The following is a 23,200-nucleotide window of genomic DNA, read 5'->3' as shown; positions in this document are numbered from 1 at the left end:
TTTGAGGGCTCAATCATGAATCAGCCTTATATGAGTATGCAAATACTAAAATTAATCCAATTAAATTATAGAAAGTTTTTGTATGAGAAAATGCAAAAAATAAAACAAAAGAGTAAATAGCCAGCTTCATGCTGGTATTTTTTTTGGGGTATAGAAATGGCAACACAAGCAAAAGTAATAATTAAAGGTCAAAACAATATAGGCCAAGCTACAAAATCTGCTGCTAATGATTTGTCTGCTCTAAAAAATACAGTATCAAAGTTTGGATCTACTCTTAAATCAGCCTTTGCCGTAACTGCAGCTATAGCTGCAATTCAAAAATTAGGGTCAGCCTGTAAAACAGCTTTAACTGAAGACTTTGGTGAAGCCAATAGAGCATATAAACAATTAGCAATTGCACTTGGAGATACTGCAGCCTACAACTCAGTTGTTGAAACTGTTGATACCTTAGCTAAGAAGACCTTAACAGCTAATGGGGACATTGAAGAGATGGTAGCAGAGCTTGCTGCTCTTGGTAAAAGCTCTGATGAAATTAATAGTATTTCAACTGCTGCAGTATCTTTATCAAATGTAACTGGTAAAGATTTAAAATCTTCAATGACTACTTTATTAAATACCTTTAACGGAACAACAACTCAATTAGAGAGATTAGGTGTTAATCTTGATGGAGTTACCAAAGAAGAATTGAGCCAGGGTGCTGCAATTGATTTAGTTATTGAAAAACTAGGTGATTACTCTGATAAAATAGCTGAAGGGGATGCAAATCAACACTTAAAAAATATGAGTGAAACCTGGGGGGATATTAAAGAAAAAATCGGTGGTGTTATAGATTTTAATTTTGGTCCTTGGATTGCTAAACTTGATACAGGCTTTGAAGATTTAGGTCAGAGAATAAATAAAATCACTATATATATTGGTGCAGTTATTAAAAATTTTCCTAAAGTATTTAGTTTAACTCTTTCTACTTTGTGGGAAATGGTAAAGAAAACCTTTGAATGGAATTCTATTAAAATAATATTTATTACAGCTATTAAAAATATTGGAATACTTTTAATGGAAATGTTAAAAGCAGTTTTTGGAGCAATTCCTCAAATGCTAACTCAATTAGTAGCAGGTATTCTTAATTGGATTGTTTACATTGCTGCAAATATTGAATCTTCCATATTAAATGCTATTCAAAATGTTATTAATAGTGCTGGTGAAAAAATTCAAGGTACTTGGATTGGTAAAATCTTTAAATTAGGAAATAAGCTTGAATCTATAGACTTTGGTGGGGATGTTATAAAAGAGAGAGCTGAAAGCAGTAAAAAACAAGCTGATAAATCTTTTGAAAATATAGGACCTATCTTAAAAGATTATGTTTTATCTGCAGTTGATAGTGCAAAAGTAATTAACTCAAATAATGTATCTGCTATTTCTGATATTTATGGTGGAATTAGTGATGATTTTAAAACTGCTTTAAATGAAATTGTCATGCCTGATTTAGAGGTGATAAAGAAACACTCAGATGCAGCAGATCAAAGTGAGGTGTTAGAAGAAATAGCTCAAAATATAGCTTCTAATCCTACAGTAGATAATACTAATAATACAGAAAAAGACGAGGAGTTTTCATTTAGAGATAAAATATCAACATCTTTAAATGATAAAATTTTTACAGTTTTTACGAGCATTTTTAAAGGTCAAGGAACTTCAATATTTGATTCTATTTCCAAAGAAATGTTAGGAGGAGTTGGAAGTTTAGTATCTGCTATCATGCCCCTTATAGATATAGTTATGCAGGTTGTTAATCCACTTAATATCTTGCTTACAATAATAGGTGGATTTGTTTCTGTTATGGAGCCCGCTTTAAATTCTGTATTTGCTCCTTTAATAGATGCCTTTACTTGGATTGGAGAAGCCTTAGCTTCTACAACCCTTCCATTATTAGATGAACTTCATAAAGTTTTCTCTGTAATTGCTAATGTTATCTTTGCTGTATTATCTCCTATTATTCAGTCCCTTGAGCCTTTGTTTTTAGTATTATCAGGAGTAATAGAAGCACTCCTTCCAATACTTATATTGGTTGCTAAAGCTTTTACTATATTGATGTCGCCTGTTCAGTTCCTTGCTGATTTGTTTTCGTGGTTAGGCTCTTGGATAAAATATCTAGGAGAAGCAATAGGTGTTACAATTTATAATTTATCACATCCCTTTAGTAGTAAAAAAAGTTATGGAACCACTCCTGGTAAATTCACCTCCGATGCCTTTAGTGGATTATCTGATAGGTTAAATGCTATTGATTCTTTTTCTAATCAAGATACAACAGCGACTGATTCTGTTGCAACTAATACCGCTGTTAGTAGTGCTGGGTATCAGGGGGGAACTCAAGTAACAATAAATATCTATCAACAAGCACCTATTGTAGGAGAAGGTGGGATGAGAGCTTTTGCAATGATGATCAAAAATCAGTTTGAAGAACTCAATTATTATGGAGTATCTGTATAATGGCAAAACTTAATAATCCAACTCTTTATTTAACCTTTTTAGAAAATGATATTCAGTTTAATCACGAGCTTAATCAAGTAATAAATAGTAATAATATTGTCTTTCCCTCCCTTAGTTTTAAGTATCAATTATTAAATGGATTGAAATCTTCGTCAAATCAAATATCTCTTCAATTATATAAAACTTGCTCAAGTATAGAAGATATTATTGTAACAAATGGAGATATAAAAGCTGTATTAAAAGATGGAAGTAAGACTATTTTTACAGGTTATCTTTCTTCAAATTATAACTGGTCTATTACTTCAACAGGGGAAAGTGTATTAAATCTCACGATTGAGGATGTTGGCACTAAATTGCTTGTTAAATCTTTTATAGAAGATGGGGAATATCTAATTAATTCATCAGCCTATATGGCAATATATGAAATATGTAATGTTGCTAGAGTTTCAATAGCACAAGATTGTGAGATAATTTTAGATACAGTCACCAAAAAAGTTGAGAGTGGTACAACCTGCAAGGATATAATAGATCAAATATTATATGAATTAGGGTATGTTTATTATTTTAATGAATATGGAAATCTTTTAGTTCATAAAATTGAATGTCTCTCAACTGAAAACTTAAGAGTAATAGATAAAGATTATTTATATTGTGTTGGCAATTCTGCAATAAATATTAAGAAAGATATAAGAAAATATAATGGTGCAAAAGTTACCTATACTAGACTAGGTACCTCTGATAATTATTTAATTTATAGAAATACAACGGGTAAAGATGATTCTCATCCCTATTGTTATTTTTCACTTAAGCCTAATGAGCATTTTGATGGGGTTGAAATTTATGATGAAATCGAAAGTGATAATACTTTTCGAAGTCCCTCTCTAGTTCAAGCCTGTAATGCTAAAAGCGAAACTGAAATAGTAGGAAGTAATGAAATCTTATCAGTTGAAAATGTTTCTACGATATTAAAATCTCAAAGTGGAAATGTGGTAGGAATAATTGATAGTGCTGGTGGAACTAATTTATTAATTGATATAAAAAATAATGGATCTATTCCTTATTATATTACCCAGCTTGATGCAATAGCTGATATTATTTTTGTAAAAGATACGAACCTTATTAGTACAACTGATACGATATCTCAAAACAGTGATAGCTCCAGTTCAATAATATGTGAAGAAGTAAAATATATTCACTCACAAGATTTGGCAAGTAAGCATGCTAATTTAATTTCACAATATAATAAGTATTCAAATACCAAATATGAATTTTATTCAACTGAAGATTTAGAAAATGGAAGTGTAATAACCCTATTTGACAACTTATATTCGGGTTTAAAAGTTAATGTATTAATTTATGCAAAAACCTTTACTGATCAAAGTGATATTATAAAATACTTAGCTGTTGGGATAAGTAAATTTGATTTAACAAAAAATGTTTATTATCAAAGCTTAGCAAAAGCCCAAAGGGAAACTAAGGGTGAAGATGGAAAATCTTTTAGTGTAGTAATCGAATCTTCAAATGGGACTCTTTTTAGAGCAAATTCAATAAATACAACCCTATCTTGTAAGGTTTACAAAAATACTATCGATATAACAGAGGCACTTGAATATTATCGCTTCAAATGGGTTAGGAAGACTGACAATGAAAAAAGTGATGAAGCTTTCAATACTTCATCGAAAGCACTTTATAAAAAATCAATATTAATAGAATCAGAAGACTGTATAGGACGTACAGTCTTTTTTTGTGAAGTTGATTTAGAAAATATTTAAATTAGGAGAAACAAATAATGAGTAAAACCTCAGCATCTTTTACCATCATGGATTACACTGATGGTATTTCATTAATCACGGGCATTGATTCTAATTTGCCTTTGACTTCTCTTTACGATACTGCAAACCAAAATCTGCATCCTTCTTGGGGCGGAGACACCTCTCTTATTTTATCCCCTAAAGTTATAAAGGCTGGGAGTGCAACCAGTTTATTAACAGAAATGACTAATAAAGGATGGAAGAGAAGGGCTTCAGGAGGAGATTGGATAGCTGTTATAAGTGGCCAAAATGGAGAAACTATAAATTCAGCAACAGGAGCTCTAACTGTAGCAGAGGATAAATTGGTAGGTGATGTTTGGCAAATTGATTATAAATTTAGTGGGTCATATTTAGATACTATTTTAAATTTAACTTTTCCTGTTGAAGTAAGTATTACTTTATCAAGGGTTGCTAATGGTACCTCTTTTGTAGTAGCTAGAGCATATACTCTAGATGGCTCTCAATTTAAAAATGGAGCACCTTCTTCTTTAAAAATTAAAGCTGAACTTATTAGAGGAACAACAACTGATACAACAAATTTATCCTATTCTTGGGAGAAATCAACAAATGGAAGTACCTGGACCTCTGTAACAGGAAGTACAAATATATTAAGTGTTACTCCCTCTATGGTTAATAGTTTTGCAATGTTTAGATGTCATATAAGTGATACAGACTCCTCTTCTGATACATACAATCAAATTTTTACAACTGAAGGGGTATCAATTTTAGATGTATCAGATCCTTATCAATCAGTAATAGAATCTACCGCTGGTAGTTTTTTTAAGAATAATAGTGGATCCACTATTCTTATATGTAAAGTTTATCAAAATGGAGTTGAGATTGATACAACAGGAAGTTCTTTAGTTTATAATTGGTGGAAAAATGATAAAGATGGGAATCCTGATGCATCCTTCTCTCCAGTTGCTGTAGCTACTGGTTCAATAGTTGCAACTAAGAAAAAAGCAATATCTGTTTCACATGAAGAGGTTGATATTAAATCTACATTTTATTGTGAGGTAGCATAAATGAAAGCTAGTTCCAGCATTACTTTAATTAATATTGTTGATGGTGAAGATGGATTATCTGTTTTATCAATTGAAGAACAATTTTCTATAAGTAATTCTAGGGACATTGAGCCTACTTCAAATTGGAGTGTTTCACCCCCTCAACGAAATGAAGGTGAGATACTTTGGAAAAGAGAAGTAATTACTTATTCTAATTCAACTATAAAAATACTTACACCATATTCAATAACAGGAGATAAAGGGGACCTAGGAGAAAATGGACCTGAAGGAGAAACCGGTAAATTAGCTGTTGTTTTTGAGTTAAATACAATTAATATAAAACCTTTACAAAATATTGGATTTATTGACTATAACGGAACTCAAGTAAATATTACTGAAACTTCAAAGTCTTTCACAAAAGGAGGGGATGGAATAATTATTGCGAATCTTAATACTAGTGAAATTAAATTTTGTAAATTGGAATTAGGAGAAACGACTTATAACAACAATATTGTGCAAACAATTAATATAATAGACTATGAAAATAGCACATTAATAACAACTAGACATTCAGCAATGATTAATTATTCTTATCTTAAAATTGGCGAGTTTGTAATTGATTCAGAGGGACAAGTTAAAACAGCAGCAATAACTTCATATGAACCAATTGATTCATATTTTCAAAAAGCTTTTATGAAAATATTTAAGCAAGGAAATATTTCTTCTAATGATTTTGAGAATTGGTTAGATGCTCTTGAACTGAAAAGCTTTTATCAAACTCTTGTTGTTTCTACGCTTTTAGTAAATTCCTTATTAGCAAATAATGGACAGTTTTTAAATTCTCTAAGAATCTCAGAAAACAATATTGAAGGAACGTTAAATAATAAATTAGATAAACCTGAGTTATTTAAAGATGGAATAACTTTAAATACTGATGGATCTATGCAAGCGAACTGGTCAGGATTAGATGAAAATGGATATCCAATAAGTGGCTGGAAAATTGAAGGTAATGGGAAATCATATTTTAATGGCTCCACAATGATTAATGCTGATGTTAATAAAATAACTGCAGAACAAATTGTTCATAAAGCATTAAAAACAATTGACCAAAAAAATGGAGCAACAATAAATTATTCTTTAGCACAAAATGAATGGCTATCTAATGATTTTTTTAATCAATTTGACTCAAACCATATTAATAGAAATAATTATAATATAACACTCAATGGAATACCTTATGATTATTTTTTTAAAACAAATAATGTAGATCAATATTTATTATACGATACTAATCCCTATACAACAAAAATAAGCGCACATGATAATAAAGTTTTACATACTTGGACTAATACTTTTGGATACCCAATATATGTAACAGTAAAAGCTACATTAGATGGTACAATGAATGAAGTTGTATGGGAAATTATTAATGGCTCTTATCCAAGAGAATTGTGTTCAATATCTCAAATAGAAGTAGATTTTGTTTTATTCCCAAATGAAACTTTACAATGCAGAGGTACTTCTTGGGCTCTTTGGGGTAGTCAAAATGCTTCTGTTAATTATGTTAGATTTCATAAAACCTTTAGAGGAGGTAGAGAAAATTTCTTAGAATTGAATAATAGAGAAGCCGTAGAAATAACTTATTCACAAAGGAATGAAAACCTTTTATCAGTGCCTATTACATCTATTACAATACCTCCATGGGTTGAATATTTATATATCTTTGTCGGAAGTGATAATGGAGCTTATTCATCTGAATCAAGAGGGGCATATGTAAATTTTAAATATAGTATAAATGGTGGAACTGAAGTTGATATAATCCCTTCAACAGGAGCCAGTACAGATGTTAATTATACTGGTTATTTCAGAATTGATTGTAGTTCTTATAATACTCAAATTACAGTGGCTTTAACAGCTTATTTATTTGGAGATGAATATGAGGAAGATGGCAAAGATAAAACAGCAGCGGCATCATTAAATATTAATTATATAGATTTTGGCTATTCTGTTTATATATCTGGAATACCTGATAGTTTTGCTTTATATGATTCAACAAGAAAAGAAAAGAAATATTTTTTGAACAATACTTATTATAAAAGTGATATTAATATAACCATGAATTCTATTAATTCCTTATCATATATTTCAAAAGTGAATAAAACTGATTTTATTTTAGGTTTATATAATTACATAACTTATGATTTAAGGGATACTTGGTTAGTTTTAACTGATGGAATAATTCATACAATATCTATTGATGGCATTGATACACAACTTGTTCAATTATTTATAACTAGTTCTTATATTAAAGCAATTGATAGTAATGGTAATACAGTAAATCTTATTCAAGAGGACAGATATAATTCATTAAACATGTATGCAATAGTAGCTGGTTCTATTGAATCAATTGAAACAGGGCATATTATACCGATTAGAGATAATAGGGTCATTGGAACATCAGAAAAACCTTATCAATCAGCAAATATTAATTTAATTAATGCAACTGAAGTTCATGGAAAAGTATATGCAAGTTAGAGGTATTAAATGAGTTGGAGTGTAGGAGATGAAATAACAGCTGCTAAATTAAATAGTGAAAATATTATAGCTAATTGGTCCTTTTCATGGACTGCTCCAAATAATTCAAATGATGATCATTCAATAGGAAATGCCTTATTTTATTATCATGATTGTGGTGGAATTAATGATCCTTTATTAATCTCTTGGCAGGCTTCTACTACTACTGAATGGTATTGGTTTGGGAATTATAGCCCTTGGATAACAATGTGGATTGAAAAAAGAACAGCAACAGGAGTTATTATTGGTAATAGATATGCAATAATATCTGCAGAACATGCAACCATTTCACTATCTGGTAATCTGAAAAAAAGTGATTTAACTTCACTCTTTGGCTCATCTGAAGGTTGGTATTATTTATATTATGATTGTCGAGATGATCAACATGGTTCAGCTTCTATGGATTTTTCATCATATATGTATCCAAATAGTAATGGAGAAAATAAAGCACTTCGATATTATATTGACCCAACTTCAAGTGGGTTTATCCCAGGGATAGAATTAACTGCTGCTAATTTAAATACACACAATGTTGGAACTTATTAATAAAGGAAACAAGATGATAATTATAATAAAAACTTTAGAAGGGACAGAATTATTAAATGTAGAATTTTCGAGTATAAGTGTGAAGGATAAGCTTTATTCTTTTAATTTTAATACTAATGCACTAATAAATCTAAACTTAGATACTGATAAGATTTACAATATTTCTTTTTTGAATGCTGAAGAGGTTGGCTTATCAGATGCGATGACTATGGTATACATATCCTACTATTATAATGCTTCAACAGCTTTTGTAAAAAATGAAGAAGGAGAAACGATATCTACAGTAGCTGTTAATTCCAATACAATTACACTTAAAAAATATTAAAACAAAAAAATGAAATATTTGTAACAAATTAAAGCCAACTTGATTTATTCAGGTTGGTATTTTTTTTATGTCTATAGGGTACGTTTTTTCGTTTATTAATAGATGGAGAGAATTATGACAATAGATGAAAAACAAAAAGTTAAGCAAATGAGAGAACAAGGTTTAAGCTATGCAATAATAGCTTCAATATTAAATGTCTCGGTAAATACTGTTAAATCATATTGTAAATATCATAATCTCAAAAAGTCTGATAAATGTGAAGATAATAAAACATATTGTTTAAATTGTGGGGAGCCTTTAATTCAATTAAAAGGTAAAAAAACTAAGAAGTTTTGCTCTGATAGTTGTCGTTATCAATGGTGGAATAAACATCGAAAAAAAACAAATAAAACATTTAATGAATTTATTTGCCCAACTTGTGGTACAAAATTTAAAGTTTATGGTAAGACTACCAGGAAATATTGCTCTCACGAGTGCTATATCAAAGCTAGATTTAAGGAGAAATAATATGGACAGTAAGAATTTTAGTAATCAAAAAAAATACAACTCATCTTTATATTTATTAGATAATTTAAAAGAAAATAAGCTGATAAAAAAAGCTGAATATGATCAAGCAAATAAACTTTTAATTAAAAAATACAAGCCAATGATACAAAGCTAATTCTTTATATTGACTTGATTTACTTTGAATAATAGAGCATTAATAGTGTATCAAATGAGAGGTGATTATGGAAAAAATAATTAAGATTGAAGCAAAAAATACCTCATATCTACACAAGAGAAAAGTTGCAGCTTACGCTAGAGTTTCAGTTGATTATCTTGATAGTTTGCACTCCCTTGCTGCTCAAATAAACTATTATACCAAGACAATAAGAAGTAGAGCTGATTGGCAGTTTGCAGGTATTTATTCAGATGAAGGAATAACTGGAACAAAAGTTAATAGACCAGGATTTCAAGAATTATTAAGGCAATGTGAACTTGGAAATGTTGATATGATTATTACAAAATCAATATCAAGATTAAATCGAAATACTGTTGATTTATTAAATACAGTTAGAGCTTTAAAAGAGAAAGGAATTAATGTTTATTTCGAAAGAGAGAATATTAATACAATTTCACAAGATGGTGAATTGTTTTTATCCCTTCTAGCATCTTTTGCTCAAGAAGAATCTAGAAGTATAAGTGAAAATACTAAATGGTCTATTAGAAAAAGATTTGAACAAGGAATTTGTAAATTTAACTATATTTATGGCTATAGATGGGATGGTAATAAATATGAAATTGTTGAAGATGAAGCTAATATAATAAAGCTGATTTTTAATAGTTATATTGAAGGGATGAGCCCTCATCAAATAGTTAAACTGTTAAATTCAAAGGGATTAAAACCTTTTAGAAAGGATTCTTTTTGTTATGAAAGTGTATGGCTAATACTAAGACAAATTAATTATACAGGGGACTCTGTTTTTCAAAAGACTTTTAGAGAAAATCATTTAACTCATAAGAAAAAAATAAATAAAGGTGAACTACCAAAATATTATGTAGCAGGAACTCATCCAGTGATTATTGAAAAAGAATTATTTAATAAAGTCCAAGAAGAAATAGAGAGAAGAAAAGCTTTAGGTTATAAAGCAAACCAATCATTGAACTTTAGTTGCTTTACATCTAAGTTATATTGCTCTATTTGTGGAAAGACTTATAGAAAGAGAAGTAATAGCAATAAGAGTAGTGCTGGAAAGATTTGTAAATACACAAGATGGATATGTGGAACGAAAATAACTAAAACTGCTAATGTTTGTCCTTCTTGTAATGTTCCTGATAAAGTCCTTCATCAGCTTTCAGCTGAAGTTATAAATAGAGAAGTTTTAGATGAAGATTTATTTAATACCCTTATTGAAAAAATAACAGTAGGGGAATATGAACTCTTTTTTTATTTTAAAGATGGTCAAATTGTAAAGAAAACATGGCAAACAAAGAAAAATCATAAGACAAGGATAAAAAAATATGACAAGGAAAGTAAAAAAGATACCAGCAACACTAGGACAATATTCGAAAACTCCTTTATCTCAGATAAAGAAGAAGAATGTCGCAGGATATGCTAGAGTTTCAACAGATAATAAAGAACAATTATCAAGTTATGAAACACAGGTAAATTACTATACTAAATATATAAATAGTAAAGCAGATTGGAATTTTGTAAAGGTTTATACTGATGAAGGAATATCAGGAACTAGTACTAAAAAGAGAGAAGGTTTTAAATCAATGGTTAGTGATGCACTTGATGGTAAAATTGATTTAATAATTACAAAAAGTGTTAGTAGGTTTGCTAGAAACACTGTAGATAGTTTAACAACAGTTAGAAAATTAAAAGAGAAGGGAATTGAAATCTATTTTGAAAAAGAAAATATCTGGACTCTTGATAGTAAAGGAGAGTTACTAATTACTATAATGTCATCCCTTGCCCAAGAAGAATCTCGATCCCTTTCAGAGAACTGTACCTGGGGTATTAGAAAGAGATTTGAAGAGGGCAAAGTTAAAATGTCTTATAAAAATTTCCTTGGATATGAAAAAGATAAAGCGGGCAATATAGTAATTAACGAAAGAGAAGCTAAAATAGTTAAATATATTTATTCTAGATTTTTACACGGATTAACACCTAATTCAATAGCAGAAGAATTAGAAACAAAAGAAGTTCCAAATGTTAGAGGGGATGTAAAATGGTATGGGTCTACCATAAAAAGCATGCTACAGAATGAAAAATATACTGGTAATGCTATTCTTCAAAAAACTTATTCAGTTGATTTCTTATCAAAAAAGAGACTGAAAAATAATGGAGAGATTACAAAGTACTATGTTGAAAATAGTCACCCAGCTATTATTTCCCAAGCGAAATTTGATTTAGTACAAGACGAATTTGAAAAAAGGGCTGCTTATCCCAATCGAAGTACCAGTGTTAATTTGTTTTCAAATAGAATTGTTTGTGGTAATTGTGGTGCTTTATTTGGTAGGAAGATTTGGCATTCCACTGATAAATATAGAAGAGTTGTTTGGCAATGTAATGATAAATACCGAGGAAAAGAGAAATGTGACAATGTTCATCTGAGTGAAGATGAAATATACAAAGCAGTATTAGAAGCAATTAATAAAATAATAGTTGAAAAAGATGAGATAATAGAGAATTGTCAATTAATTCTAAACAAAGTATTAGATACTAAAAAGATTAAGATTAAAGAAGCTGAACAATCAAAAGAATTAAATAAAATATCAAAGCAAATTGAACAACTAGTTGAAGGCAATTCTACTATTATTAATAACCCTGATGAATTTAATGAAGAATATAATAATCTATCAGCAAAGTATTTTGCAATTCAAGAGATACTTGAAAAGACACAAGCTATTCTAGCTGATAAGTATTCAAGGAAAATACAGATTGATAGATTTCTAGAAACTATCAAAACTCAGGATGATTTAATAACAGAGTTTTCTCCCAAGTTGTTCATATCCATTGTTGATATAGTTGAAGTCTTTTCTAAAAAAGAGATAAAAGTTCACTTAAAGAATGGTGAAATAGTTGTTGTTGATGTTTATTAATTTTGTCATTGCAAATTGAAGAGAGAACTCTTTTCAGTTGACTAATACTCTTTTATTTAGTTAATTTTATATAAAAGGAAGGATTAATTATGTTTGCTTTGATATCTGTGGGGATTTTTTGTGTCATGGCAGTTGTATTGTTGTTGATAAGGAAAGCACATATTGCCTCTGTCCGTAATTTAAAGGAAACTTTCGGTCGTATTCCAGATGAAGAGCACGATATGAAACGCGTGAGCTCATATCACGTTCAAGCCATACAAGCAGACGAGGAAGCTTCATTTCTGGATTCTACAACTTGGAGTGATCTCTCAATGGATTCTGTATATCATAGGATCAACGCATGTCACTGTTCTATAGGTGATGAGTATTTGTATCATGTTTTGCATGATGTCCACACACCACAAAGTACTCTGGAGTCCCGATATTTACTCAAAGAATGGCTTTCCTCAGATGAAGTTTCACGATTACGTCTTCAGAAAATTCTCGTTGGTATTGGTAAACGACCGGGAAACGGACTTGGTGCATTCATTTTTAATCCTTTTACCAAGCGGTTGGGAAATGATTGGATATATGTGGTATTGGCAATGTTACCATTAGTGGCATGTGCATTATTACCACTATCAATACAAATAAGCATGGGATTTCTGATATGTAGCGTGTGTCTTAATATCCTTGTATCGGTGAATAAAACAAGCTCTTTGGAAAGTGAGCTTGAGAGTCTTCGTTATTTTTCTTCATTGGTACATGGAGCGAAGATGATTCATCGTGAATTTGCAAGTCGATTGAATGAAATGGGTGGGAGTGGTACCCTCGGGGATGATCTTGAAATATCACTTGCTCCATATAGGCACATGCGTGGAGTTCTCCCGGGTAGCATGAACCCTTTTGCTGCTGAAGTTGAGGTCCCATTTTTAGTATTAAAAGCAGTGTTTCTCATGGATTTGATTCGCTACAATCGCACTGTGGGTTTGATGATTGCGCATAACCAAGAACTTCAAATGCTGTATAAGATTATCGGAGAACTTGATATGGCAGTAAGTTCAGCGTCTTTTTGTGCGAGTATCCCTTGGTATTGCAAACCCCATTTTGATGAAGAGAATTTCATCGTAATAGAAAGGGGCTATCATCCGTTGGTGAGTAATCCGGTTCCAAATTCTGTTGTGCTTAAAAATGACAGTATCCTAACTGGTTCAAATGCCTCAGGAAAGTCAACATTCATCAAGATGATTGCTGTTAATCACATTCTTGCCCAATCATTATTCATATGTTGTGCCAAGAAATATTCACTCGGACGGGCATTTGTAATTTCATCCATGGCTTTACGTGACAACATTGAAATTGGTGAGAGCTATTTCATGGCAGAAATTCGTTCCCTTCGAAGAATTATGGATGAATGCAAGAAGCAAAGGTGTGTCTGCTTTATTGATGAAATCTTACGTGGAACAAATACCCCTGAACGTATTGCTGCTTCGACTGCGGTGTTACGAGTTCTGCATAAAACACAGAGTATGTGCCTTGTTGCATCGCATGATATAGAATTGACAGAAATATTGGATGAAATATATGATAACTACCATTTCAGTGAACATTTTGAAAAAGAAGAAGTTGTCTTTGACTATCTGTTGAAGAAAGGACCAGCAAAGACAAGAAATGCAATTCGTCTTTTGGAATATATGGGTTTCGATGAGCAGGTCGTAATTGATGCAAGAGCAATGTTGTGTAAAAGTATGTAAAAACTCTGTAAGTCCTAGATAGCGTTGTCTTCTATGATAAAATTTTTACAAATGAAAAAGTATTTAAATTTATTTTTTTTCATTGTTTTTTAGTTTTTTTATAAATTGAAGGACTTGCTATAAGTTAAATAGCAAGTCCAAAATAAAAACTAACAATATGTTATTTGCCTATTTTTATTCCTGAGATTCTTTCATAATACTCAGCTAAACCACTATGATCGTGTTGACCTTTTCCATCAAAATGTAAATTCTCGAACATTTCTTGTACTTGAACAGAAATAGGCACTGGACTTCCAATTTCATGAGCTGTAGAAATTGCATTTGCTAAATCTTTTATATGTAAATCAATTTTAAAGCCTGGGTTGAAATTTGATTCTATCATCATTGGAGCTTTTGCATTCATTACAGTCGAGCCGGCCAGCCCTCCTCTGATTGCTTCAAAAACAGTTTGAGGATCTACACCAGCCTTCTTTGCTAAGGTCATAGCTTCTGCTAAAACAGCAATGTTTCCTGCTACAATAATTTGATTAGCAAGCTTAGTTGTATTACCAGCACCTATAGCTCCACACAAAACAGCAGATCCTCCAAGAATATCTAATATAGGTTTTACTTCATCAAATAAAGCTTTTTCTCCTCCACACATAATTGACATAGTGCCATCAATAGCTTTTGGTTCTCCACCAGAAACTGGAGCATCTAACATTCTAACACCTTTTTTTGCACAGGCTCTTCCTATTTCTTGACTAGCCAAAGGAGCTATTGAAGACATATCGACATATTTTAAACCAGATACAGCACCTTCTAATACACCTTTTTCACCCAAAACAACAGCCTTAACATGAGGAGAGTTTGGGAGCATTGTTATTAGTAAGGGTACTTGAGAGGCAATATCTGCTGCACTTTTTCCTCTAATTGCACCAGCTTTCTCTACTTCAACAATATTTTCTTCAATTATATCAAATACAATAACTTCATGACCTGCTTTTAATAAATTTTTAACCATTGGTTTACCCATAATTCCTAAACCAACAAATCCAATTTTCATAATTATTTCTCCTATTTATTTAAAATTTTTAATACTTTTTCGACAATATCATTTTCAGTCAAATGATATTTTTCAAGCAATTCTTCATATTTTTTGGCACTAGTACCATAGCTATCATTTATTGCAACCATACCTATAGGTAAAGGACAATCACATAAAGCTTCAGCAACTGCACTTCCCATTCCACAAAAAACATTATGTTCTTCTGCAGTAATTATGGCTTTCACACCTTTTATATTTTCTTTTAATTGTTCTAAATTTAAAGGTTTTATAGAGGATAAATTAACAACCCTTGTACTAATTCCTTTTTCTTCCAAAATTGTTGCAGCTTTTAAACTTTGAGAAACCATAGTTCCACATGCAAATATAACAACATCTTTACCTTCTTTCATTTTTGTCATCTGACCAAAGATATAAGGCTTATTAGGATCTGTTAACTCAGGAAGCTCAGCTCTACAAACTCTCAAATAAACTGGACCTTTATGATTTAACATTGCATGAACCATCTGCTTTGTCTCAATTGCATCAACAGGACATAAAACACTCATATGAGGGAGTACTCTCATTATGCCAATATCATCAATTGATTGGTGCGTTTTCCCATCTCCAAAATCAGACAAACCAGCAGAAGAGCCACATATCATTACATTTAAATTAGGAATAGCTATTGAAGATCTTATTTGATCATAAGGCCTTCCTGATGAAAAGACAGCAAAAGAACTTGCAAAAGGAATTTTTCCAGCTAAGGACAAACCTGCTGCAGTAGAAATCATGTTTTGTTCTGCTATTCCCATCTGAAAATATCTTTCAGGATATTCATTTTGAAAATATACACTCATAGTAGATTTTCCTAGATCAGCTTCTAAAGCAACTACTTTTTCACAATTTCCAATTTCTACTAAAGCTTCACCATAAGCTTTTCTAAGACTTGATGTTTTCATTGTTTTATATCTCCTCTCTCATTCTTTCAATACATTTTAAACTTTCTTGATATTCTTCTTCTGTTAATGCTGCATTATGATATTGACACTTACCTTCCGCAAAAGGGAAACCTTTAGCTTTAATTGTTTTTGCAACAATCACTGTTGGAAGGCCTTTAGTATTATCGGCTTTTTTAATAGCTTCTCTAATTTCTTTAATTGAATGTCCATCAATTTCTATAACATTCCAACCAAAAGCTTCAAATTTATCAGCAATTCTTTCAATTGGAAAAACTTCTTTTGTTGTACCTGAAGCTTGTACAGAATTTTTATCAACAAATAAACATAAATTATCCAATTTATAATTTGCACAGCTCATTGCAGCTTCCCAAATTTGTCCCTCTGATAATTCTCCATCTCCACAAACACAGAATACTTTTGAATCACTCTTATCTAATTTCAATGCCATAGCCATACCACCAGATATACTTAAGCCTTGACCTAAGGAACCTGTTACAGCTTCAAGACCTGGTGTTTTATCTATATCCGGATGACCTTGAAGAGTTCCATTAAGAGTTTTTACCTTATGTAATTCCTCTCTATCAAAATATCCCAATTCAACTAAGGCTGCATATTGTGCTAAAACAGCATGTCCCTTAGAAAATATAAGACGATCTCTGTTTGGATCTTTTGGATTTTTTGGATCTAAATTTTTCATCCTTTCAAAATACAAAACTGATAAAACATCTGCAATTGATGAACTACCTCCAAGGTGACCAACCTTACCAGGGGGTATCATTTCAATGATATTTGCACGAATTTGTATTGCCATTTTTTTTAAATATTTTTCTTTCTCATCTAAATTCATCACGATTCTCCTTAATTATTAATAACAAGTTACTCCACCATCGACACAAAGAGCTAATCCATTAATAAAGGAAGCTTCTTCACTAGCCAAATAGAAAACTGCATTTGCGACATCTTCTTTAGAACACAACCTACCTAAAGGGACTTCTCCATAGCGTTGAGCTTTTTTCTCAGGGTCTTTGAAAAGTTCATCAATAAAAGGCGTATTTACTGTACTTGGATGTATTGAATTACATCTAATTCCAAATTTTGCATATCTAGATGCAATAGATTTCGTTAATAAAGTTACAGCACCTTTTGTTGTCGTATATGCTTCAGGAGTGAATTTATGACCAATAAGGCCACATACAGAAGACATGTTAATAATTGAACCACCTTTTTGTTTTTTCATTATAGGCAAAACAAACTTTGTACCTAAAAAAACTGATCCGACATTAACATCCATCATTAATTTCCATTCACTTAAGCTAATATCTTCTATATCTTTTCTTATGTTTATTCCTGCGTTATTAACTAAAACATCAATTTTATTTTCTTTCTCTATTACTTCATTAACAGCTTTTTGCCAACTATCTTCACTAGTTAAATCCATGCATATAAAGTGCAAACTATTTTTATTTTTATCTTTATTTTCATTTATAAGAGCAGTTCCTTTCTCTTTATCTAAATCAAGAACATAGACTATTGCACCAGCATTAACTAATTTAATGCTCATAAATGAACCTAATCCACCGGCACCACCAGTAATTAAAAAAACTTTATTTTTAACATTCATAAATTTATTATTCCTCCAATTAATTTGTAAATTTTGCTTATTTAAAAATATATTCAAGTTCAATAGGTTTTTTATTCATAAGCTCTATACTTCTTTCATCAGGTTGTGAAAAACCAATATAAAATTTATATTTTTTACCTCTAATTTTTTTATTACCTTCATCATCTACGCTTTCTAAACATTTTTTATTTATCAATAATTTAGCTTCAGTTTTGTCTTTTATTTTTATTCTTTTAAATCCACATAGACTGGCATTTTTTGTTGCTAATGGATTAAAATCTTTTATATAGACTTGTAAAACTTCTTCTATTTCTTTTTCACCTAAATTTTGTATTAAAACTTTGACTTCAAATGTTTCAGAATATTCTTCAAGTTTTATATTGAGTATTTCTGCTTTTCCATAATTTAAGCCATATCCAAATGGATATAATACATTTTTATTATCTTCAAGAAATCTATAGGTTTTTCCTTTCATATTGTAATCTTCAAATGGACTTAATTTCTCTAAACTTTTATAAAATGTTACAGGTAATTTGCCAGAAGGGGAGGTGTTGCCAAATAAAATATCTGCTACAGCCTTTCCTCCTCTTGCTCCAGGATACCAAGCTTGAATAATTCCTGATGCTTTTTTATCTGCATAACATAGATCAATGGCACTTCCGCTCATCAAGATTACTATTGTAGGTTTATTAATTTTAATAATTTTTTCTAATAATTGATTTTGATTTCCTGGGAGTTTTAAATCAAGTTTATCGCCTGCTGCATATGCATTCCCTATATCTGGTTGTTCTCCTTCAATTGTTTCATCTAGTCCCAAACATAAGATAACTATTTCACTATTTTCTGCTACACATAATGCTTCTGAAATTCTATCATTATCGTATGCTAATTTTTCTTCTTTTTTTTCATAAATATGACAACCTTTACTATAGTTAATTTTAATATCATCATTTTTGAGTTCATCTTGAATTCCTTCTAAGACTGTTATATATCTAGAAGAAGTCCCATGATAATTTCCTATTAAAGCTAATCTGCTATTTGCATTAGGTCCTATTACAGCTATACTTTTTAATTTATTTTTATCTAATGGCAGAATCCCATCATTTTTTAGTAATACTATAGATTTTCTTGCTGCATTTATTGATAACTTTATATGTTCTTTGCTTTCTATTTCTGTATAGCTAATTGAATCATAGGGTGTTTTCTCAAACATCCCTAGTAAGTATCTAGTCGTGAATAATCTAGTGGCTGCTATATCAATATTTTCTTCTTTAATTAGACCTTTTTTTATGGCATTTAAAATATATTGATAGGTACATCCACAATTTAAATCACAACCTGATTTTAGGGCCAAAGATACTGATTCTTCAGGAGATTTTGTAACCTTATGGTTTTCATGAAAATCTTTTATTGCCCAACAATCTGAAACAAAATGTCCTTTAAAATTCCAAAGTCCTCTTAATACAATTTGCATAAGATAAAAGTTTGCACAACAAGGTTCTCCATTAGTTCTATTATAAGCTCCCATTACACTTTCCACATTTGCTTCTTTTACCAAGGCTTCAAATGCTGGAAGATAAGTTTCCCATAAATCCTTTTTACTTATTTTTGCATTAAAGTAATGTCTTTTTGCTTCTGGTCCACTATGTACTGCAAAATGCTTTGCGCAAGCTGCTGCTTTTAGATACTTTCCTTCCCCTTGTAATCCCTTTACAAAAGCTACTCCTAATTTTGATGTTAGATATGGATCTTCTCCGTAGGTTTCATGACCTCTTCCCCATCTTGGGTCCCTAAAAATATTAATATTTGGAGACCAAAAAGTTAGTCCTTTGTAAATATCTTTATCTCCTTTTTTTTGTGATTCATTATACTTTGCTCTTCCTTCGATTGCGATTACATTAGCTATTTTTTTAAGCATAACATCATCAAACATTGCAGCAAGTGCGATAGCTTGTGGAAAGACCGTTGCTACACCAGCTCTGGCAACTCCATGAAGAGCTTCATTCCACCAATTATATTCAGGGATATTCAATCTTTTAATTGCAGGAGAGTCGTATCTTAGTTGTGAAGCTTTTTCTTCCAAAGTCATTTGACCCACGAGCTTTTTAGCTTTTTCTTCTGCCCATTTTCTATTTCTCATAATTCTTCCTTAAAATATGTAAAAAATTTTTTAACTCTTAAAATCTTCAATAAAATCAGTAATTTTTCCTTCATATAATGGTAATGAAATTGTTTCTTGTGATTTACTGCTTTTATGAAAAGCTAAAATCATTTCTAAAGTTTTAAGTCCTTCATAACCATCCACCAGTAATTTTTCTTTACCAAGGACAGCATTGATATAATTGGTATATAATTTTCTATGTCCTAAACCATAAACATTTTTGTATTGTTTTTGATTAGTGATAAATGCATCAATGTTTTTATCATCAAGATCACAATAAATAATTTTTTCAGCAGCTAGTCCACCAAGTTTAATTGTTCCTTTTTCTCCAATTATTGTAATTGTTTCTTCAAGATTCTTTTTATATGTATTGGTAGTCCCTTCAAATTTTCCAATTACACCATTTTTATATTTTACTATACCAATTCCTAAATCTTCGATTTCAATATAAGGATGGAGTCTGTTTGATAAAAAAGCTGAAACTTGTTTTATTTCAGAATTAATAAACCAATTAATTAAATCAAACCCATGTATACATTGACTTAATAAAGCTCCTCCATCTTCATTCCAAGAGCCATGCCATGAATTATTTAAATAATATTTTTTATCTCTACACCATCTGACTGAAATTGAAATGTGAGAAATTTTACCTAGTTTATTTTCTATTAGAATTTTTTTTATTAATTGCGATGAATCATTAAATCTATTTTGAAAACAAATTCCCAGTAATAAAGAATTTTTTTTAGCTATATTTAATAATTCTTGAGCTTGTTTAATATCCATTGCAATAGGTTTTTCTAATAGAACATTTAATTTATGCTCTAAAAAAAACTTACATAGTTTATAATGTTCTCCATTATCAACTGCTATAGCTACAAAATCTAAATTTATTTTATTGTTAATTAAATCTCTATAATCTTTAAAAATTATAGTTTTATTTAAATTATATTTTTCTTTTAAGGCTAGAGCTTTATTTGTATCAATATCACATATTGCAATTATATTTAAATTATTAAATATTGCAGCTTGTATATGATATGAAGAAATTACGCCACATCCTATTAATGCATAGTTCATTTTATTATTATTGCCTTATTTTCAGCTTCAATAGCTAATTCAATTGATCTAAAAATATGTTCTTGAGTCATAGCAATTTCTGTTCTATTTAAACAATCTTGTATTAATTCTCCAAAGAAAGGGAATCCTACCATTCCGTTAATTTCGTAATGTTCTTCTTTTTCTTCATCAACTACATAAATATGATTTGGCTTTGTAGAATTAGCAATATCAACATATTTTCTTATTTCAATATAACCTTTTGTTCCAACGATAAACATTCTTCCATCTCCCCAAGTTGTTAATCCGTCAGGAGTAAACCAATCTACAGATATATAGCAAGGAATATTATTATCTGTAATATAGGTGGCATCTCCAAAATCCTCTAATCCAGGATATTGAGGATGTGTTAAATTTCCAACTCTTGATGATAGTAATTTTGCATCTTTTGCATTTGCATATGATAGAACTTGTTCTAATTGGTGAGAGCCTATGTCAGTTAATATACCCCCATATTGTTCTTTATTAAAAAACCAGTTTGGTCTTGTCTTTTCAGCTAATCGATGAGGTCCCCAGCCTTTTATGCTTACAACATTTCCAATTCGACCAGATTTAATTAAATCTCCGGCAAATATTGCTGATTCAACGTGTAATCTTTCGCTATAATAAACAAACCATTTTTTCCCAGTTTCTTTTACTTTTTTTCTAGCTAAAGATACTTGTTCTAATGTTGTAAAAGGAGCTTTGTCACTAAAAAAGTCTTTACCATTATCTAAAGCCTTTAATCCAATTAGATATCGTTCATTAGCAATAGCGGAGGTTGCTATCAAATTAATTTCTTTTATTTTCATCATTTCTTCAACCGTTGAAATGACAATAGCATCTGGAAATGTTTTTAAGAAATCATTTACTTTTGATTTGTCGTAATCAAAAACATATTTAATTTTTGCACCAAATTCTTTTAACCCTTTACACATTCCATAAATATGACCATGATCTAATCTACAAGCTCCAACTATAAATTCTTGTTTATTTTTGTTGCAATTTTTTTTAGTAATCCCAGTTGGTGTGTAATTTTGTCCTAGTTTATTTGATTTAGTATTCATAATTAAATCCTTTATTTGCCTAAAGAAATTTCTTCTTTAGAATATAAATTTTCTACGCTTTCACTTTTTTTATAAAAACGTGGAACTGCTTCCAATAATTCATTTTTTTTATAAAAAATATCATTTTTTTTAATAGGTAATTCTATTATTTTCTTTTCAGTCGCACTTTTATATATAGCATAAATTAATTCTAATGCTTTTTTACCATCGAGAGATGTTACTATTAATTTTTCTTTGTTTAAAATTGAATTAATAAAATTTTTAATTTCTCCATCATGTCCTTCTAATTCTAAATCAGGGATTTCATCATAAAGTTTTTGGAAATATTTTTCTGTTTCTATATCAGGTTCAAAGAAACCATTTTCTAACTGTTTAACACAATGCACTGTCCAAGGAATAGAAATAGAAGCCTTTTCTGTTTGGAAAAATATTTCTTGCTTTTCATTCATGTCCGTTAGTGATACATTAATTTCTGCTAAAGCTTTTGAATATTTTAAAATTGATAAGGAAGCATCCTCAACTTCAGAATTGTTATGGTTTAAATTTGAAAAAAATGAACTGAGATATTCTGGAGTTCCCATATACCATTGCAACATATCAATTTGGTGAACACTATGATTTAGAGTGCATCCACCACCTTCTTGTTCCCATGTACCGCGCCACCATAATTTATAGTAATTGTTTCCTCTATACCACATTGAATTAACTCTAGCTAATAAAATTTCTCCAAAAACATTTCTTTCAAATAATTGTTTTAATTTCATAGCAGAATTTTTAAAACGATTTTGTGAAATTATTCCTAAAGTTTTACCACTTGTTTTTTCTGCTTCTATCATAATATCAGCTTCTTCTAAGCTAGCAGCCATTGGTTTTTCACAAAGGACATTTTTACCATTCAATAAAAATTCACAGGATACTTCACAATGTAATGAAGGGGGTAGGCATATAGAAACGATATCAATATCTTCTCTTTTTAATAATGTCTTATAGTTACTTGTTATAGTTACATCTTTTAAATCAAGATTACATTTATCAGCTAATATTTTACATTTGTAAGTATATATGTCACAAAGGGCAACTACTTTACAATTCTTTTTTTGACTTAAATATCCATTTAAATGTTTGTGTGATATGTTACCTGTTCCAATAATTGCAACACCTAGTTTTTTCATAATAACTCCTTTTAGTGATCTAAATCACTAATA

19 protein-coding genes are annotated in these 23,200 nt (G+C 30.3%); 11 read left to right on the top strand and 8 right to left on the bottom strand.

Features of this window, described 5'->3' with window-relative positions; all coding sequences use genetic code 11:
* The first annotated feature begins 156 nt into the window (after positions 1–156).
* The 11 genes from ACZ5SO_RS08885 (at position 157) to ACZ5SO_RS08835 (ending at position 14,065) form a co-directional block, all read left to right on the top strand.
* Positions 157–2,484, top strand: a complete 2,328-nt coding sequence (locus ACZ5SO_RS08885; RefSeq protein ID WP_464624086.1) for a phage tail family protein — start codon at positions 157–159, stop codon at positions 2,482–2,484.
* Positions 2,484–4,256 (top strand): hypothetical protein, encoded by a 1,773-nt coding sequence (locus tag ACZ5SO_RS08880; RefSeq protein WP_464624085.1) that lies wholly within the window; start codon positions 2,484–2,486, stop codon positions 4,254–4,256. The genes ACZ5SO_RS08885 and ACZ5SO_RS08880 overlap by 1 nt, the downstream gene beginning before the upstream one ends.
* A 17-nt stretch (positions 4,257–4,273) precedes the next feature.
* Entirely contained in the window at positions 4,274–5,320 is a 1,047-nt protein-coding gene (locus ACZ5SO_RS08875) for a hypothetical protein (RefSeq protein ID WP_464624084.1), read from the top strand.
* Positions 5,321–7,834: a hypothetical protein gene (locus ACZ5SO_RS08870; protein ID WP_464624083.1), complete on the top strand. Its 2,514-nt coding sequence runs from the start codon at positions 5,321–5,323 to the stop codon at positions 7,832–7,834.
* Positions 7,835–7,843: 9 nt separating this feature from the next.
* Positions 7,844–8,419 carry a hypothetical protein gene (locus tag ACZ5SO_RS08865; RefSeq protein ID WP_464624082.1) on the top strand — a complete coding sequence of 192 codons (576 nt, stop codon included), beginning with the start codon at positions 7,844–7,846 and terminating at the stop codon, positions 8,417–8,419.
* Positions 8,420–8,432: 13 nt separating this feature from the next.
* On the top strand, positions 8,433–8,744 hold the full coding sequence (locus ACZ5SO_RS08860) for a hypothetical protein (RefSeq protein ID WP_464624081.1): 312 nt from the start codon (positions 8,433–8,435) through the stop codon (positions 8,742–8,744).
* Positions 8,745–8,858: 114 nt separating this feature from the next.
* Positions 8,859–9,251 carry a sigma factor-like helix-turn-helix DNA-binding protein gene (locus ACZ5SO_RS08855; RefSeq protein ID WP_464624080.1) on the top strand — a complete coding sequence of 131 codons (393 nt, stop codon included), beginning with the start codon at positions 8,859–8,861 and terminating at the stop codon, positions 9,249–9,251.
* Between the two features lies 1 nt (position 9,252).
* Entirely contained in the window at positions 9,253–9,405 is a 153-nt protein-coding gene (locus tag ACZ5SO_RS08850) for an SHOCT domain-containing protein (protein ID WP_464624079.1), read from the top strand.
* 67 nt (positions 9,406–9,472) lie between these two features.
* The gene (locus ACZ5SO_RS08845) at positions 9,473–10,843 is read left to right on the top strand and encodes a recombinase family protein (protein ID WP_464624078.1); all 1,371 of its coding nucleotides are present in this window, start codon (positions 9,473–9,475) and stop codon (positions 10,841–10,843) included.
* On the top strand, positions 10,746–12,332 hold the full coding sequence (locus ACZ5SO_RS08840; protein ID WP_464624077.1) for a recombinase family protein: 1,587 nt from the start codon (positions 10,746–10,748) through the stop codon (positions 12,330–12,332). Before ACZ5SO_RS08845 ends, ACZ5SO_RS08840 begins: the two co-directional genes overlap by 98 nt.
* Positions 12,333–12,421: 89 nt before the next feature.
* A complete protein-coding gene (locus ACZ5SO_RS08835; protein ID WP_464624076.1) occupies positions 12,422–14,065 on the top strand; it encodes a MutS-related protein in 1,644 nt (547 codons plus the stop codon).
* A 160-nt stretch (positions 14,066–14,225) separates the two neighbouring features.
* Here the strand turns inward: ACZ5SO_RS08835 and garR are convergent, their stop codons facing one another.
* From garR to ACZ5SO_RS08795, 8 genes are read right to left on the bottom strand one after another with little or no spacing between them, the layout of a single operon-like run.
* Positions 14,226–15,110, bottom strand: a complete 885-nt coding sequence (gene garR / locus ACZ5SO_RS08830; RefSeq protein ID WP_464624075.1) for a 2-hydroxy-3-oxopropionate reductase — start codon at positions 15,108–15,110, stop codon at positions 14,226–14,228.
* Between the two features lie 11 nt (positions 15,111–15,121).
* Positions 15,122–16,051 (bottom strand): transketolase family protein, encoded by a 930-nt coding sequence (locus ACZ5SO_RS08825; protein ID WP_464624074.1) that lies wholly within the window; start codon positions 16,049–16,051, stop codon positions 15,122–15,124.
* A 4-nt stretch (positions 16,052–16,055) separates the two neighbouring features.
* Positions 16,056–16,898, bottom strand: a complete 843-nt coding sequence (locus ACZ5SO_RS08820; protein WP_464624073.1) for a transketolase — start codon at positions 16,896–16,898, stop codon at positions 16,056–16,058.
* Positions 16,899–16,916: 18 nt separating this feature from the next.
* Positions 16,917–17,672, bottom strand: coding sequence for an SDR family NAD(P)-dependent oxidoreductase (locus ACZ5SO_RS08815; protein ID WP_464624072.1), 756 nt, complete (start codon positions 17,670–17,672; stop codon positions 16,917–16,919).
* A 37-nt stretch (positions 17,673–17,709) separates the two neighbouring features.
* The gene (locus tag ACZ5SO_RS08810; RefSeq protein ID WP_464624071.1) at positions 17,710–19,812 is read right to left on the bottom strand and encodes a glycoside hydrolase family 3 C-terminal domain-containing protein; all 2,103 of its coding nucleotides are present in this window, start codon (positions 19,810–19,812) and stop codon (positions 17,710–17,712) included.
* 30 nt (positions 19,813–19,842) lie between these two features.
* Complete coding sequence (locus tag ACZ5SO_RS08805) at positions 19,843–20,910, bottom strand: Gfo/Idh/MocA family protein (protein WP_464624070.1); 1,068 nt, start codon at positions 20,908–20,910, stop codon at positions 19,843–19,845.
* The gene (locus tag ACZ5SO_RS08800) at positions 20,907–21,995 is read right to left on the bottom strand and encodes a Gfo/Idh/MocA family protein (RefSeq protein ID WP_464624069.1); all 1,089 of its coding nucleotides are present in this window, start codon (positions 21,993–21,995) and stop codon (positions 20,907–20,909) included. The genes ACZ5SO_RS08805 and ACZ5SO_RS08800 overlap by 4 nt, the downstream gene beginning before the upstream one ends.
* A gap of 11 nt (positions 21,996–22,006) precedes the next feature.
* The gene (locus ACZ5SO_RS08795; protein WP_464624068.1) at positions 22,007–23,167 is read right to left on the bottom strand and encodes a Gfo/Idh/MocA family protein; all 1,161 of its coding nucleotides are present in this window, start codon (positions 23,165–23,167) and stop codon (positions 22,007–22,009) included.
* Positions 23,168–23,200 lie beyond the last annotated feature (33 nt).

It is taken from the genome of Pleomorphochaeta naphthae (assembly GCF_055396005.1).
This window is presented reverse-complemented; position numbering and strand designations above follow the sequence as displayed.